The organism is Bacillus cereus, assembly GCF_002561295.1.
Taxonomy (GTDB): domain Bacteria; phylum Bacillota; class Bacilli; order Bacillales; family Bacillaceae_G; genus Bacillus_A; species Bacillus_A cereus_S.
Map to the genome: position 1 here is coordinate 42,718 of NZ_NTUG01000004.1, position 16,801 is coordinate 59,518.

Genomic DNA, 16,801 nt, shown 5'->3' on the forward strand with positions numbered 1-16,801 from the left:
ACAAAAAAACAAGACGGCCACTATTCCGTCTTGTTTTTTCTATGCAAACTTTTCATCTTCATATATATGTTCAATCTTATATTCTTTCTTCACAACATATTGCCACACACTATATGCATAACGATTCATTTTAACGAAGCAACTTTCCAAAAAAGAACGAAACTCTGGATTCGCAACTTCTACTGCAACTTGAGCAAACCTAAGTGCTAATCTTTTTAAATTTGAAATATAGGCAATAGCAATTTCGGTATCACTTTTACTAATGTTTTTTATAGCTATATTATTTTGGATAAGAGGGGATTTTAGTTGTTCACAAATAATATGCTGTACATTTTCACCCTCTTGAAAATTCACCTGTTCATTGTAAGCTTGCAAAATATAAGGCAAATGTTGTTTGAATATATCTCCTAATTCTTCATCTTTCACCTTATTCATACACTCACCGATCATATGAATCACTTCATAACTACACTTCATTAATTCTTCCATGCATCTCATATTAGAGCTCCCCCTTTCTTCTAAATATATGCCTATAAATAGAAAGCCAGAACATTTGCCACCTTTGCTAAAAACCAATCCCAACTACTAATTTTGTCAAAATCTTTGTCTGTTAATCGTTTAGAATCATGAAAATCCTTCTGTAATTTCCCCCATACTTCCGCAACAACTGCTTTATCATAGATAAAACAGTTTGATTCTGTATTTATATAAAAACTGCGCATATCAAAATTAGCTGTCCCTACATCAGCACTTATATCATCAATGATTGTCACCTTCCCATGAAAAAAGCCATCCCGGTATTGATAAATTTCCGCTCCACCATCTAGCATCTTTTTTAAATGTGGATAAGCAGCTTGTTTTAACAACAGTGCATCACTTTTAAAAGGAACAAGAATCTTTACAGCAACTCCACGCTGTAATGCCTCTTGCAAAACACTTATCATTTCTTTTCCTGGTACAAAGTATGGTGTTGCAATAACAATTGACTTGTTAGCCTGCTTCAATAGTCCACTATACTCTTTCCAAAGTCCTTTTCCATCAGAAAACATATACTGATATTTTGCACTTCCTTGTATAGAATCACCTTTATATAACGAAAGCTTTTCACCAGTATCCGCATGCCAATCGTCTGCAAATTTCCGCTCCATATCAACTGCTCCATCTCCTTCAATACGCAGTTGATAATCACGCCATCTCCCGAATTTAGGATCCTTTCCGAGATACTCCTCTCCAATGTTAAAACCACCAATATAAGAAACTTTCCCATCAATCACTGTAATACGACGATGATTACGTTGGTGCAATGAATAAAACAAGTTCTTCAACTTAGGTTTTTTACTGAAAGTAAATTTAACCCCTTTTTCTTTTAATTGCTGAATCACCTTTTTCTTAATTTTGTAGCCACCTATACGGTCTACTGACAATTTTACATCCACACCACTTAGAGCTTTCTTCTCTAATAAGCGTAAAAATTCTTGACTCACTTCATCTTTACCAACAATATAAAAGTGAATATAAACATACTTTTCCGAACGATTTATATCCTCAAACAAATTTTGATAAAAATCCTTCCCATTTGTATATAATTTAAAATTTCCAGTTCGCATTTTTGTTATTTCAAGTCCGCTAGTCATTTTTTTCCCCATTTCTAAATCAATGTTCATCCATATGAATATCCCTATAATACATAATAAAATGGATATATATTTCTTCATGGATAAAACCCCTTTTTCAAAATTGTTATTCCTATAGTTTTCCTTTTTTTCACGTTGACATACAAAAAAATACAGAATTTCGTGATATCTGTCCCTGTCAAACAAAAGTGAATTTGCATATTGTATGTTGTATCTTACAATAAAAGGAGGAAATAAAATGGGCTTCGCACACGGAAATGGATTCGCGTTACTTGTTGTATTATTTATCCTCTTAATTATCGTCGGTGCTGCTTGCTTCTGCTAATCAGCTCCTCTAAGGCGATATGTAGATGAAAAAACTATAAAAGCGGACACCTAAATTTAGGTGTCCGCTTTTCATTTCATGTCAATTATAAAGTGAAATTTTAATCAGTGTTTTCTCCATCCCCCACTGTTTATCCGCACGTACCAATCGGGCTGTTACGGACAATTCATCTCCCACCTACCTTCTTTGCTTTCGCTGAATTTTGAGGTGGGAGTATTACTGCCCGTTAATGCGGGATAAAAAAGAACCGATTATCATCAATCGGCTCCTCTAAATACATATTGTTCTTTCGGCTGTTCCACTTTATTCCACTTTGTTACTTCTAAAACAGGAATGTTTGCGTGGAACGGTTGATAAAACTCAGTTGCAATTTCACCTTCCACTTCAATCCAATCATCATTTTTCCACTCTACTCCCTCTGGTTTTTTCACTAACATACCATATACACCCGAATCGGCTACGCAGTGAATAATACCAAAGCGGAATAAGAAATACTGCTCTTTCTTCGCAGAATCATCACGGAAGACGAACCCTTTAAAGGAGAGTTTTTTTCCTGTAAACTCACCAGGATAATTATAAATCGTCTCCATCCCTTTTAAGAAATCTTCATCTTTTAAGGAAATACTATCTTTTGTTACGTATTCTTTTTTCCCTTTTTCCATTACACCACGATACCCTTCTTTTCCATAATAAATACTCGTATCGGGCCTTAAAAACTGCCGTGTAATAAATGGGTCAGTGCTCTCTGCCTGTGCAACAGGAAAATGAAATCCTTTTGTTTTCACGATATCTGAGTCTAGCGTCGCAATGGGAAAGAATAATCCTGAGATAATTGGAAAACAAAATAACGAATAAGAAAAGGTGCGTTTCCACCATGTGTTTTCATCTTTCGAATGATCATGTCCACAATGACTATGATTGCAACTGCAATCATGCTGTTCTTTTTCCTTTTGATGTTCTTTCTGAAAAACAATAAAAATTTGAACAAGTGTTAAAAAACCTAAGATAATTGCAGCTGTCATCGATAAATATGCATACTTCATATTTATATACTTTGTTATATTGCCAGAGATATGAAGCTGTGCAATTAAGATTGTAAACCCGAGTAAAATATATGCTCGAAACATAACCTACCACCCCATCGCATAAATGAGTAGTGAGCTTGCATAAACCACGATTGTAACTGTAGCTATCACAACAATTACAAATTTCGTTTTAAATGTCGCAAGCATCATAAACATATTTTTAATATCCACCATCGGTCCATAAACGAGGAACGCGACAAGTGACGCTGTTGAAAATGTACTTTGGAACGAAGATGCAATAAAAGCATCCGCTTCTGAACATAATGATAAAATAAAAGCAAGTCCCATCATAACAGCTGATGAAGAAAACGGACCTTGCCCTATAGCAAGTAGTGTTGAAGTTTGTACAAACGTTTGAACCGCAGCAGCAATTAAAGCTCCCATAACTAAGTATTTCCCCATCGAGAAAAATTCTTCAACTGCATGTGTACAAACATCCCACATCTTTTTACCCAATGGACGTTTATGATTTACTTCCGGAAAATGATCATCACGTAGTTGATGATCTTTAAACATAAGCGATAATATAAGTCCAACTATAATTGCAACTATAATTGCAACGATTGAACGATACCACACCATATGCATACTACTCCCGAATGCAACATACGTTGCAAATAATACAACTGGGTTAATAATCGGCCCTGTTAACATAAATGCAATCCCAGCATACGGCGGAACACCTTTTCCAATCAAACGTCTTACAATTGGAACGATTCCACATTCACATCCCGGAAACATCATGCCAAGAAAAGTAGCTAATAATACAGACAGAAATCGATTTTTCGGCATCCATTTTGCTACCATATCTTCTGTCACAAACATTTGAATGAATCCTGAAATAAATACACCAATTAGCACAAATGGTAGTGCTTCAATTAAAATCGAGATAAAGATTGTATTCATTTGCAGGAATGCTTTCGGTAATTGAAACAATTCCATGATGTATTTCCTCCATCTTTTCATTAACAATATGTAATTTTAACCTCAATTCATTATTTGAACAAGTCCTATACAAATTTAATAATAAAAATACACCTTCTACCCTTCGTACATATTTCTTATGCAAAAAAATTTTATTATACTAAAAAAGCTGCTCTAGCGCAGTTTCACAACTATGCTAGAGCAGCTTTCTTGAACGTTAAAAATAACGTTTTTTCCAAAAAATAAACGCTAAAGTGCAAGATAATGTTGCACATATAATCATTACAATTATAAAACCATGTGGATTTTCTTGCAAAGGAATCGTCACGTTCATTCCAAAGAAACTTGAAACCATTGTCGGCAATGATAAAATAATCGTAATAGAAGTCAATAACTTCATAACACTGTTTAAGTTATTCGAAATAACAGAACTAAACGTATTCATCATACCACTTAAAATATTACTATATATTTCAGCCATCTCAATGGCCTGTTTATTTTCAATTAACACATCTTCTAATAAATCTTGATCATCTTCATACATTTTAATAAACGTATTATTACGCATTAACTTTTGAATAACAATTTTGTTTGCTTTTAAAGATGTTGTAAAATACACTAAACTCTTTTCAAGACCGAGTAATGTAAAAATCTCTTTATTTTTCATCGACTTATTTAACTCGTGCTCTAAGTCGATTGTTTTTCGATTAATTTGTTTTAAATATCGTAAATAATAAGTAGAAATCGTATATAAGAGCTGCAGTGCAAAACGAGTCTTTTTAAAAGTATAAAATTCTTTAATACGCTGATTAATAAATCGTTCGAAAATTGGATTTTCTTCTAAACAGATTGTAACGAAGCATTCTGGCATTACAATCATACCAATTGGAATCGTATCATATATTGAATTTCCTTCTTCATCATGCCTCACTGTTGGAATATCAACGATAATTAATGCATTATCGTCCTCTTTCTCAATCCTTGATCGTTCTTCATCATCCAAAGGGTCTTTAATAAAATCCAATTCTACATTCAGTGTTTGCACAAGAAATTGAATTTCTTCTTCTGTTGGATGAAGTACATTAATCCAACACCCTTTTTGAATTTCCTCTATTTCTTGTAGTTTTCCGTTTCGGTCTGTTAAATAAATATTTAACATACTATCACCCCGATTCTTTTTACATGTGGGAATCTACCTCACTTAAACAACAGTTTTTGAACCGCTATTTTCAGCATATGAAACAAACGTTCAAATTTCAATAGGAAATTATTTTGAAAACGCTTTTCTTCACAATTTCTTTCAAAACAGAAAAAGACAGAGATTGCTCTGCCTTTTCGAAAGCTCATGTTGCCTTTATAACATATTTAGCAAGCATCCACAAGTTAAAGGTAACTGAAACTGTGTAGCCCGCGTAGGTTGAGATAATAAAACTGGTATAGTCAAAGTACGGCAATAATACAATATTCAATACGATTTTCACTATAATTCCCAAAGTTAAACCTAGAACTGTTTTTTGTTGCTGATTAACCCCTTGTAACATCGCAGCAGTGACTGTAAATAACGAAAATAATATACATGCTGGTGCATAGTACTGTAAAATAACACTTCCTAAACCTGGGTCATTTCCTACTCCAAATAAAAGAGTATAAATAGGTTTTGCTAATATCATCATTCCAATTGCCGCTGGAATAGTAATCCCTACAACAAGTAAATTCGTTCTCGTGAAATGTTTATATAGTAATTGTTCATTTCCAGCTGTATAAGCTTTCGTCATCTCCGGAACGAGAGACATACTAAAAGCCGTTGCAACAGATACAGGAATCAGTACAACCATTTGGACAAGACCAATGATCGCATTTATTTTTTCTGCTTCGTTTTGCACATACCCTATCTCTATTAACAGTTTATTGATCGTAAACGTATCAATTGTTTGATACAACGGAATCGCTAGTCCAACAGCAACAAATGGGATTGAATACGTAAATAGCTCTTTATATAAAGCGAAAAAAGACTTCGTTGTCTGAGGGATGCTGGCAACCTCTTTTTGTTTTAAGTATTTCCGCCTTCTCATATAAAACCCAATCAAAACAGTCAACCCCGCTACTGCCCCTATAAATGCTCCAAAAGTTGAGACTCCAACAGCTAGCGAAACAGAAGATTTCAAAACATGCAACACAACAAAACTTCCTATTAAAATTGTTAACACACGAAAAAATTGTTCCACAACTACACTAGATGCTGATGGTCCCATAGATTGAAATCCTTGAAAAAATCCACGTAATAAACTCATCACTGGTACAATTAATAAGGCAAAACTAACGATTTGAATATTATACGTAACAGCAGTCATACTATTACCAGTTTGATCACTTCCATCAATCACTAGCTTCGCAAGAGACGGTGCTAACATATAAAGAACTAAAAATGAAACAGTCCCCATCAAAATCATGAAAAACATTCCACTTTTCAACACCCGTTTTACTGTATGATAATCATTTAGCTCATCGTATTTTGACACCATTTTAGAAACAGCAAGTGGCAACCCCATCGTTGCAATACTTAACATAATTGTATATGGCCGATATGCGTATGTATATAATACATACCCACTCGTTCCTACCATTGCCGTAAACGGAATAACATATATAAATCCGAGCATTTTAGATATCATCGTTGCCATCGTTAAAAATAATGTTCCACGTAAAAACGGTGATCCTTTCATTTCATTCCTCCGCTACGCTTTATTATTACACAGTATGGACAACTTCTTTATTTTAGAACTAAAGCACATAAAAAAAAGCCAATGAAATCATTGACTTTAACGAACAGTTTTTCTCTTTTTCAAAACTTTCAACCCGAAATAAAGTGCTATAAAGAGCACTGCTCCAATAATTATATAATGCGTATAGTCCGCCGCATATTCTTTAATATGACGCCAATTCCCACCTAGCTTTTCCCCTAAATAAATAAAGAGAATTGACCATGGGATAATCGCAACTACTGTATATAGAGTAAAGAGTTTTAACGGCATTTTCGCTAATCCGGCTGGTATCGAAATGGCATGACGTACAACAGGGATAAAGCGAGCAGAGAAGATTACTCCCGCGCCATAACGTTTAAACCAACTTTCAGCTATATCTAAGTGATGTTTGTTAATCAGTAAGTATTTACCATACTTTTCAACTACTGGGCGCCCTCCGTAATATCCTAACCAGTATAAAAAGATTTGTGCTAATGTACCACCAATTGTACCGGCAATTACTGCTCCAATGAAACTTATTTTATCTTGTGCAACTAAAAAGCCAGCATAAGAAAGGACGATCTCACTCGGAATGATTTCAATCATTAACCCTAAAGCAACTCCAAAATATCCTAAACTTGCAAAAAACTGCAACAACTGCTCTATTAAATTCGCTAACATTTGCTTTCCTATCTCCTTTTCTGCTCACATACTTTCCTATTATCCCACAAAGATTTATGCATGCCAATATATTCCTCGTTCTCTACCAAAAATATGTACACTTCTTTATAAATATACCAGACACAAGGAGAGGAAAAAAAGAGATTTATACACGTTGAAAGGCACTAAATCTTACCTTTACACCTTTTCCTAATCAAGTACTGCATTTTTATTTCTATCTTTCATACAAGCAAACATTTCTCTAATCTGCCCTTCTGTATTTCTAGCAGTCGATAACTCTGGGATTTCCTTTTCACCAAAAAAGTTTACTTCCTCTGTTTCAATACTTGTTCGTTTTTCCCCTCCAACAATTTCACAACCAATGAATATTTTATATACATGTGTTGCTGCTGGTGATGGAAAATGCTTTTCTTTATCCAATACTGCTAATAGTCGAAAATGATCAACTTTATAGCCAGTTTCTTCCCAAACCTCTTTTGCTGCCACTTCTGTTGGCGTATAACCAACATCTGCCCATCCACCAGGTAGAGCCCATTTCCCATCACTTTTTTCTTTCACAAATAATAACTTATCATTCTGGTATACGACAGCTCGAATATCTACTTTTGGTGTTTGATAGCCTGTTTCACTCGCAAATAATTTCTCTACCACTTCCCAATCCGTCTTCGTATAATGAGACATCATAGTCACTGAAAGATCACGTAATTGCTTGAACCGTTCCACATCATATACATCTTTTGAATACGTTAAACCTGCTTGAGCGATAGCTTGTATTTGTTTTACCCAATCTATCCATCTCGCTTCCATATTCTCACCATCCTAAAAGTATATTACAGCTCCTAAACAAATAGTAGCTTATTCATATCATATTTAAAAGGGTTTCACTCTTTTTATAAAGACCTAGACATCCATACTTTTCATCTAAAATGAAATATTCAATCTATTGAAAATAAAAAGGAGATTGAATACGTATCAATCTCCTTTTCATTTTGACAATTCACATAAATGCTTCTGTATATATTGACGCCGATTGTTTATATATTGAAAAATAAGATCTGCTTCTTGATCAAAAATGTCTATTTTATCTTTCATATAGGGATCTTGAATTAGGTATGGGCGAATCGCTTCACACATCTCCTCTACTTTCGGTTTTATAAAAGGAACTGTAAATTGCTCTTCTAAAATTTCTTCAAGAATACTACGGTATTGTTGCCGAAATACTGGTATGTCAAGAATTCTAGCACTCAATGTGTTATATCCTTGAATTCGAATGTATTCGTGATTCAAAATTCTCCCCTCTACATCACGCCCCCATGTCGCATCGTAATCCCACGGTATCACTTCAAATAAATTCGTTTCATCATTATGATAAAGTGCATAGTTATGAACAAATCCATCAAAGTTTTGCGTCAAAATAACCCCTGCTAGCCACCGCAAATATTTGTCAACATCGAGATAATTTACAATTTCTTTTTCATATTTTTCTCTTGATAGTACATTCGCCTGATAGACAAATTCACTAAGCTGTTCTTCACTATGTTCATTTGCACATTTAAATTCATAACCTGCAGATAGGTTTGTTTTCACGCCTTGATCTCGTTCACTCATTAAAGAAAAGTTTGCATCATCATCAATTGCATAATAAATTGAGCCACTCGGTAATTTACGACTCTTCAAAAAGTTTTCATCAACAGACTCTAATTGTAAATATACACCTTGAATTTGACCGTTAATCTTCACAAAAACATGTTGTGATTTTGGTGATAATACACCAATTTCACTAAAAAAATCGAGTGATAATTTATTACGAATAAGCGATGGATCCTTAAACTCAGAGTTTAAATGAAATTCTTTCACCCCTTGAAAGCGTTTCGGTTTATAGAACTTAACATGATATGATTTTTTATCAAATTCTCGAATATGCGCCCCCCGGTACACAATATCAATATCATATTTTCTTTTCCCATAAGTTAGTTTAGCAGGCACTGGACTATCAGACCAAATATCTTTCTTTAATTCAACAAGGTACATTGGATGGATAAAAAAATCATAAGAAGGCAACATGTTCTCCCATCCCTTCTTTTTTTCTCTATCCAATGTATGCTCATTACTTTGTCCATGTCCATACATCCGCTATATATCTATTTCTATGCAATCTAAACTCTTGTCCCGTGCAAGAAGAAAATCATTTTCATATCATGATTACTGTAAAAACAAAAAATACTTTTTCATTTTAATTAGCGATAAGGAGGGTTTCTATGAAACGTGATATTCAAAAAGCCGTGGAGGAAATCAAAAGTGCAGGGATGGAAGAGTTTTTACATCAAGACCCAAGTACTTTTGAGCATGACGATGATAAATTTTCTTGTCACAAATGTAAAAAAAGTTGTAAATGTCCTCGCACAAAATGTACGCGCGTGAAAAAATGTACGTTCGTTACGAAATGTACGCGTGTGAAAAAATGTACGTTTGTTACGAAATGTACGCGTGTGAAAAAATGCACTTGTGTTACAAAATGTACACGCGTGAAAAAATGTACGTTCGTTACGAAACGTACGCGTGTACGTGTACAAAAATGGACATTTGTCACAAAAGTTACACGCGTGAAAAAATGTACATTCGTTACAAAACGTACACGTGTGAAAAAATGTACGTTCGTTACAAAACGTACGCGTGTGAAAAAATGCACTTGTGTTACAAAATGTACGCGCGTGAAAAAATGTACGTTCGTTACAAAATGCGTTCGTTTTGAAAAGAAATTTTATTGGACGAAACGATCATTCTGTAAGAAAAGTGTATTCTTTCCAGATCATGATTGCGATCATCGTAAAGAATCATCTTGGGATGATCATGGTCATTCCAACTGTCATGAAGAGGATCATCACAAACGTTCCTTCTGTAAAAAGAAGAAAAAATTCGATTATTTCTGGTATAAAAAACGCAATTACTAATTCTTTATACCTTCTTGTTACAAGTAAGTATAAAAAGGCCGCTCTCTCGCGGTCTTTTTATACTTGCTGAAAATGACTAATATCAGCAAACTGTTTTACACTAGATTTTTCCTCTTCAAATTCAATCACACTTAAGCTCGCACTATGCATAAATGGATCATCCCACACCTTTTCAACTGAAAGACCAGCAAAGTGTCCCACGAGTAATTTTGCTGCCGCTGCATGTGATACAATTAAAATATGTTCTCCTCTATGTTTTTCTAAAAGAAGGTTTACTCCTTCTATCACTCGATTATATACATCATAAAAACTCTCACCGGATGTCGAGCAAAAACGATGTGGCTCATTCCAAAATGTATGTACTTCCTCCGGATACTGCGCTTCCAAATCCGCTAACATTTGTCCTTCCCAGCTCCCCATATTAATCTCGTAAAAGTGTTCATCAGCTATAATCGGAATACTTCGCTCACCCTTGATTAACTCTGCTGTATGCATGGTTCTTCCACTTGGACTACTATATATCGCCTGAAGTGGTATATCCTTTATATGTTCCCCTAGTTGCTTTGCTTGCAACATTCCTGTATCAGTTAAATTCGAGTTTTTTCTTCCTTGCATACGCTTTGCTATATTCCATTCTGTTTCTCCATGACGTGTTACATATAATGTCGTCTTCATTCGTTTCCTTCCTCCTCATTAAATTGGTCGTAATCCCCATGGTTCTAATGTTCCTACCATATAATCACTTTGTTTACTCTGCATTCCTGCTATAACCCCTTCAGCAATTTCTTCATGAGTCAACCATCTTGAATATTCACCTTGTAAAATAAATCCTAATAATATTCTGTGATAATCACATAAAGAATTTCCTGTTTTTTGGCGCTCCGCCCTTGAAGCACTACTCCCTAGTATATGAAACAGACTATATGACTTAGAATGTGATTCAATTTCTTCACAAATTACTTGAAGCGCCTTTTTAGCAGTAGTATGTATCCAAGCTACTACTAATGTAATAGGACCATTTTGTTTCATAGTATCTTTAATAGATTGTTTTAAAGTTTCGCTATCATGGTAGTCAAGGGGAATACATGTGACGTTTTCTGGAGTATCACATGTATTCTTTATACCTTCTAGCTTATCTTTATCTCGCCCAATAATAGAAACGTAAAAGCCCTGATTACAAAGCCAAACGGACACTTCCTTTAGCATTCCTGTCCCTCCAACAATGAGCGCATGCATACTCTCCTCATCCCCTTATTCATCAATAAAATTTCATATGTGGTTTTGCTTCCTTATAATACTTTAAGCGATCCTGTAATGTACCTGAATGAAACTCAAACTTATGTCCATCTGGATCAATAAAATAAATAGACTGACAATCTCTTACATCACGTTCTCTGCCTTGTAAAATATGAACTTTATTTTCTTCTAAACGCTTTAATAGCTGTTGAAAATCCTCCTGTTGAACAGAAAATGCAAGATGTGTATAAGACTGATGAATTTCATTTCTTGCAATATCTACTTCTTCATTAAGTGCGATCCACACTCCACATACATCAAAATATGCAAGCTTTCTTCCTTTGACCAATAACTTCCCCTCTAATATTGTTTCATAAAATTGAATAGATTCTTCTAAATCTGAAACTGAAAAACAAAGATGATTAATGCCGTGTATCAACATACATCCCCCTTACAAAATAAGAGATGAGCGAATATTCACTCATCTCTTATTATACTATTTTTTTGTAACATATGCCCATTTATAACTAAAGTCACCACCAAATGTATGGTTTGCAATTCCTTTTACATATGTTTTTTCTAAATATGCAGTACTTTGCTGATAAGTAGGTGAGATTGCAACATCCTCGCCAATTAAGATTTTTTCAGCCTCTGCAAGTGCCTTCCAACGCGCGGCATCATCTTTTAACAATTCACCTTTTGACTTAGCAACTAAATCATCATACTTTGGATTTGAATACGCCATTTCATTAAATGTACTTCCTGTAATAAACATATCAATATACGTCATTGGATCTGGATAATCTGGACTCCACGCTGATAATGAAAAATCATACTGTAACTTCTTCTCTAAATCTAATTTTTGTTTATATGGTTGTTGTTTCAAATTCACTTTAATTCCAGGTAAATTTTTCTCAAGCTCTTCTTTAATAAAATCGCCAACTTTTTTCCTGCTGCCATTATCATCATTTAGTAATTCTACTGTAATTGTGTCTTGGCCCAATTCTTTTTTCGCTTCTTCCCATAACTTTTTCGCTTTTTCTGCATTATCTTTACTATCACGGAAATTTTTATTTACAGTACGGAAATCTTTCCCATCTGGACCCGTTGTGAATTTTTCTGGTACTAAGAAATATGCTGGTAATGAGCCATCATTTAAAATGACATCCGCAATACCTTTTTTATCATAAGCTAAATCAATTGCTTCACGTACTTTTTGATTTTTAAATGTTGGATTTTGTTGATTAAAGCGTAAGAAATACATACGCGGGTCTAGTTTCGTTTTGAATTCATCTGCCTTACTCTTTTTATATTTATCAACAAACTCTGAAGTTAAAATGACACGATCTGCTTGATCACTATCATATAAGTTCACACCTGTACTCGTGTCTTTTACGATACCGACATTAATTTCTTCTAGCTTTACAGTATCTTTATCCCAATAATTTGGATTTTTCTTTAATTGATAGCTTTGTTCATGTTTCCATTCACTTAACGTAAACGGTCCATTATATAAAATTTTATCAGCTTCTAATGCATACTTATCTCCCTGTGCTTTTACAAACTTCTCATTTAACGGGAAGAACGTTGGAAATGATGTAAGATCAAGAAAATATGGAGTTGGTTGTTCTAGTTCTACCACTAATGTTTTATCATCCTTTGCTTTTACACCTAGCTGATCAAGTGGCAACTCGCCCTTATTAACTTTTTGAGCATTTTTTACATCAAATAAAATAAATGCATATTCCGCAGCTGTTGCTTTATCAAGCGCACGTTGCCAGCCATATACAAAATCTTGCGCACGAACTGGCTCACCATTCGACCATTTTGCATCGCGCAATTCGAAAGTATATGTTTTCTTATCCTCACTAATCTTCACATCTTTTGCCATACCTGGAGTTGGTTTGTTATCTTTATCTAACCGATATAAACCTTCCATTGCATTGACAAATACTCGGAATGATACAGAATCTGTTGATTTTGACGTATCCATCGAAGGAATTTCTGCTGCTTCTAGTAAATTTAACACTTGTTGATCGGCCATATCCTTATTCGTTTCTTTCTTCGTTGTCGATGCTTTCTCCTCATTCCCGCAACCTGCAACGAACACACTTGTTGATAATGCAAGTGCCGCAAGCGTTGAAACTTTTCTCTTCATTCTTCCTTCCCCCAATCTGTATGTATACAATAAAGCATGTATGATAGTATTATACAAAAAATTCTGATTATTTCAAATGTTTTCTAGTATAAAACAAAAAAAGAAATGGATATAAGAGCTACTTCATTTACTCTTACATCCATTTCTTATAACATTTCTTTCTTGTCACCTTGGTGTAATCCATCTTCCAACTCAAAAAGATCTTGCGTACGAAATACATCTTCCATCATTTTCAAAAATGCTTGTTCGCCTTGTGGTTCACCATTAATTGTAAAAGAATACGGTTCAATTTCATGTAACCTGTAATCGACAACAAATTGAATAATAATTTTCTGTTTTGGTATTCCACTATTGTATCCATGAAATTCTACTAATTCTAATCCATCTTCCCCGCGATAATACATCCAATTCGGTTGCTGAAAATGCTTTTCAAACGATTCTCCAATCGAAAAGAAAGGATACTCATAAAGAGAGCTTGTTCGTACCTTTTGAATGACATCTTGATCTGTGGGAAAGAAAAAATGGCTCATAAATATACTAGCTGCCGTCAAAATTGTAACAATGGCAGCTCCCACTTTACTCGTTCCACCATTATCACGAAGAAGATAACCTTCAACTGCTACGTCCTTTATCCCTCTTGCCTTTATTCCATATATTTTCCGCTCAGCAAATCGATAATAGAATCCATTGGCAAAAATCCCAATCCCAATCATCATTAAAATGAGTAATAAAAAAGTAAGCGGAACCATATTAATGATTGGGAGCGCAACATTAAATCCCATATAATAGGAGAATGCATCACAAGCTACTAATAAGGTTACAAATAAACAAGCAGGCAAGTAATACTTTCGATATCCAAACCATCCAACATTAAAAAGAGCTGCCCATCCATTCCAACTCCACCCTGCTATCCGTTTCTTTTCTTTATCCCATTTCTTTTTATAATACGGATAATGCGTTCCCACATATTGTTCCATATCTTTTTCTATTGGTGAGATCTCCTCTTTTGTTCCATTTTGTAAAACTTGCTGACAACCTTCACAATTGAACTGACCGTCAGGACAAGGATTCCCACAATTTATACAATACAAATCAATCCCTCTTTCCGTGATTTCTCCCTACTTACGTGACTGCTCTTCAACATACTGCACAGTTGAAGAAAGCGACTTTCATACGATGGCAACTCCCCGTAAATTATAGATAAAACCATTCACCCCGCATGAACAGACAGTAATACTCTCACCTCAAAATTCGACGAAAGCAATGTCCAGCTCTAGCGGCTAAAATCTCTTTCGCTTTTCTGAAAAAGATAAGTAGGAGATAAACTGCCCGCAAAAGGCTTCCTCATTATTTCAAAATCCCCTCATGTTTTAATAACCATTCTTTTCGCCATAGTCCTCCTGCATAGCCAACTAGCTTTCCACTTTTTCCAATTACACGATGACATGGAACAATAATAGAAATCGGATTGCGACTATTCGCTCCGCCAATCGCACGTACTGCCTTTGTGTTACCCACTTTTTCTGCAATATCTAGATAAGAAGCACTCACTCCGTATGGAATCGTATAAAGCGCATCCCAAACACTTTTTTGAAATAGTGTCCCGGCTGCTGATAGTGGTACCGTAAATTCCGTTCGCTTTTGATGAAAATATTCGTCTAATTCAGCAAGACACTGTTCTACAATTTTGCTTGTATTCTCTTCTTTTCGTTCCTCTACAAAAATAACAGAAGTAATTCCTTCATCATTTGCAGTAATTTCAAGCAAACCTATTTCGCTTTCATAATACGCTCGGTACATGCCCCTATCCTCCAATTTCATTCATTTCAATAATTGTAACATAAAGAGAAAATTTAATCAGTGGCGGGGGATCGACTACCCATTAATGCAGGATAAATGTGCAACTTTTCGAGAATAAGCGTTTTATTTTGGAAACAAAAATGATGATGATACAATAAAGAAAATTGCAATAAGGGGGAATAACTATGAACTATCATCTTTTTTCACCTTATACGATTAAAAATATTACATTAAAGAATCGTATTGTCATGTCACCGATGTGTATGTATTCCTCAGAAAACGAAGATGGAAAGGTTACAAACTTCCATCATATCCATTACGCGTCGCGAGCAGCTGGTCAAGTAGGCCTTGTTATGCTTGAAGCTACAGCTGTTATACCTGAGGGACGTATTTCTCATAAAGATCTAGGTATATGGAGTAATGAGCATATTCCAGGGTTACAAAAAACAGTGTCACTTATCCATGAACATGGAGCAAAATCAGCTATTCAATTAGCACATGCTGGAAGAAAAGCCGAATTACATACAGATGCTGTAGCACCCTCAGCCATTGCATTTAACGATACAATGAAAATCCCAGTAGAAATGAGTAAACAACTAATCAAAAAGACAGTTTCTGCATTTCAAGATGCTGCATACCGGTCCAAACAAGCTGGATTCAATATTATTGAACTCCATGCGGCTCACGGCTATCTTATTAATGAATTTCTTTCTCCTTTATCAAACAAACGCACTGATGAATATGGCGGTCCACCTGAAAATCGTTACCGCTTCTTAAGAGAAATCATCGATGCTGTACATGAAGTTTGGAATGGCCCTTTATTCGTTCGTATTTCTGCAAATGACTACCACCCTGAAGGATTAACAGTACATGACTATGTTCAATTTGCAAAATGGATGAAAGAGCAAGGTGTAGATGTAATTGATTGTAGTTCTGGTGCAGTTGTCCCTGCCAACATAGACGTTTACCCTGGCTATCAAGTAACATATGCAAATCATATAAAAGAACAAGCAAACATTGCGACAGGTGCAGTAGGATTAATCACAAGTGGTATACAAGCAGAAGATATTTTAGCAAATCATGAAGCTGACTTAATCTTTATTGGTCGCGAGCTACTTCGCAATCCATATTTTCCGAGAACAGCAGCTAATGAACTTGGATTTGAATTACAAGAACCACGCCAATATCAACGTGCTCGTGGTAAAATAGCCCCAGCTCGTCGCTAATACGACATAAAAACGAGAAGGGATTCCCCTTCTCGTTCTC

18 protein-coding genes are annotated in these 16,801 nt (G+C 35.0%); 3 read left to right on the forward strand and 15 right to left on the reverse strand.

Annotated features, from left to right (window positions below):
* Positions 1 to 39: 39 nt before the first annotated feature.
* Both CN373_RS03240 and cls read right to left on the reverse strand, forming a co-directional pair.
* Positions 40 to 498 (reverse strand): spore coat protein, encoded by a 459-nt coding sequence (locus CN373_RS03240; RefSeq protein WP_001203663.1) that lies wholly within the window; start codon positions 496 to 498, stop codon positions 40 to 42.
* A gap of 32 nt (positions 499 to 530) precedes the next feature.
* Positions 531 to 1,715 (reverse strand): cardiolipin synthase, encoded by a 1,185-nt coding sequence (gene cls, locus CN373_RS03245; protein WP_098358826.1) that lies wholly within the window; start codon positions 1,713 to 1,715, stop codon positions 531 to 533.
* A 157-nt stretch (positions 1,716 to 1,872) separates the two neighbouring features.
* On the opposite strand from cls, the gene CN373_RS03250 reads away from it, so the two are divergent.
* Positions 1,873 to 1,959: a YjcZ family sporulation protein gene (locus CN373_RS03250; protein WP_000505094.1), complete on the forward strand. Its 87-nt coding sequence runs from the start codon at positions 1,873 to 1,875 to the stop codon at positions 1,957 to 1,959.
* Positions 1,960 to 2,216: 257 nt separating this feature from the next.
* Here CN373_RS03250 and CN373_RS03255 read toward each other — a convergent pair whose 3' ends face one another.
* From CN373_RS03255 to cotH, 7 genes are all read right to left on the reverse strand, one after another.
* The gene (locus tag CN373_RS03255; protein ID WP_000488041.1) at positions 2,217 to 3,086 is read right to left on the reverse strand and encodes a TIGR03943 family putative permease subunit; all 870 of its coding nucleotides are present in this window, start codon (positions 3,084 to 3,086) and stop codon (positions 2,217 to 2,219) included.
* Between the two features lie 3 nt (positions 3,087 to 3,089).
* A complete protein-coding gene (locus CN373_RS03260; protein WP_000418721.1) occupies positions 3,090 to 3,986 on the reverse strand; it encodes a permease in 897 nt (298 codons plus the stop codon).
* A gap of 199 nt (positions 3,987 to 4,185) precedes the next feature.
* The gene (locus CN373_RS03265) at positions 4,186 to 5,127 is read right to left on the reverse strand and encodes a magnesium transporter CorA family protein (protein WP_000932385.1); all 942 of its coding nucleotides are present in this window, start codon (positions 5,125 to 5,127) and stop codon (positions 4,186 to 4,188) included.
* A gap of 184 nt (positions 5,128 to 5,311) precedes the next feature.
* A complete protein-coding gene (locus CN373_RS03270) occupies positions 5,312 to 6,691 on the reverse strand; it encodes a putative polysaccharide biosynthesis protein (RefSeq protein WP_000678853.1) in 1,380 nt (459 codons plus the stop codon).
* Between the two features lie 96 nt (positions 6,692 to 6,787).
* The gene (locus CN373_RS03275; protein WP_000880710.1) at positions 6,788 to 7,390 is read right to left on the reverse strand and encodes a DedA family protein; all 603 of its coding nucleotides are present in this window, start codon (positions 7,388 to 7,390) and stop codon (positions 6,788 to 6,790) included.
* 189 nt (positions 7,391 to 7,579) lie between these two features.
* A complete protein-coding gene (locus CN373_RS03280; RefSeq protein WP_000388270.1) occupies positions 7,580 to 8,197 on the reverse strand; it encodes an NUDIX hydrolase in 618 nt (205 codons plus the stop codon).
* Between the two features lie 177 nt (positions 8,198 to 8,374).
* Positions 8,375 to 9,454: a spore coat protein CotH gene (gene cotH / locus CN373_RS03285; protein ID WP_033664673.1), complete on the reverse strand. Its 1,080-nt coding sequence runs from the start codon at positions 9,452 to 9,454 to the stop codon at positions 8,375 to 8,377.
* A 194-nt stretch (positions 9,455 to 9,648) separates the two neighbouring features.
* Here cotH and CN373_RS03290 point away from each other — a divergent pair, with 194 nt between their 5' ends.
* The gene (locus tag CN373_RS03290) at positions 9,649 to 10,341 is read left to right on the forward strand and encodes a CotG/ExsB N-terminal domain-containing protein (RefSeq protein WP_000817469.1); all 693 of its coding nucleotides are present in this window, start codon (positions 9,649 to 9,651) and stop codon (positions 10,339 to 10,341) included.
* A 57-nt stretch (positions 10,342 to 10,398) separates the two neighbouring features.
* Here CN373_RS03290 and CN373_RS03295 read toward each other — a convergent pair whose 3' ends face one another.
* From CN373_RS03295 to CN373_RS03320, 6 genes are all read right to left on the reverse strand, one after another.
* Positions 10,399 to 11,016 (reverse strand): phosphoserine phosphatase 1, encoded by a 618-nt coding sequence (locus CN373_RS03295; protein ID WP_000859005.1) that lies wholly within the window; start codon positions 11,014 to 11,016, stop codon positions 10,399 to 10,401.
* An 18-nt stretch (positions 11,017 to 11,034) separates the two neighbouring features.
* A complete protein-coding gene (locus tag CN373_RS03300) occupies positions 11,035 to 11,577 on the reverse strand; it encodes a short-chain dehydrogenase (RefSeq protein ID WP_098358827.1) in 543 nt (180 codons plus the stop codon).
* Positions 11,578 to 11,599: 22 nt separating this feature from the next.
* Positions 11,600 to 12,016 carry a FosB/FosD family fosfomycin resistance bacillithiol transferase gene (gene fosB / locus CN373_RS03305; RefSeq protein WP_000581204.1) on the reverse strand — a complete coding sequence of 139 codons (417 nt, stop codon included), beginning with the start codon at positions 12,014 to 12,016 and terminating at the stop codon, positions 11,600 to 11,602.
* A gap of 57 nt (positions 12,017 to 12,073) precedes the next feature.
* Positions 12,074 to 13,735 carry a peptide ABC transporter substrate-binding protein gene (locus CN373_RS03310; protein ID WP_000824501.1) on the reverse strand — a complete coding sequence of 554 codons (1,662 nt, stop codon included), beginning with the start codon at positions 13,733 to 13,735 and terminating at the stop codon, positions 12,074 to 12,076.
* A 146-nt stretch (positions 13,736 to 13,881) separates the two neighbouring features.
* On the reverse strand, positions 13,882 to 14,826 hold the full coding sequence (locus tag CN373_RS03315) for a DUF2628 domain-containing protein (RefSeq protein WP_000271584.1): 945 nt from the start codon (positions 14,824 to 14,826) through the stop codon (positions 13,882 to 13,884).
* A 256-nt stretch (positions 14,827 to 15,082) separates the two neighbouring features.
* Positions 15,083 to 15,535, reverse strand: coding sequence for a methylated-DNA--[protein]-cysteine S-methyltransferase (locus CN373_RS03320; RefSeq protein ID WP_098358828.1), 453 nt, complete (start codon positions 15,533 to 15,535; stop codon positions 15,083 to 15,085).
* A gap of 185 nt (positions 15,536 to 15,720) precedes the next feature.
* Between CN373_RS03320 and namA the strand changes: the two genes are divergently transcribed.
* On the forward strand, positions 15,721 to 16,761 hold the full coding sequence (gene namA, locus CN373_RS03325; RefSeq protein WP_098358829.1) for an NADPH dehydrogenase NamA: 1,041 nt from the start codon (positions 15,721 to 15,723) through the stop codon (positions 16,759 to 16,761).
* The last annotated feature ends 40 nt before the right edge of the window (positions 16,762 to 16,801 follow it).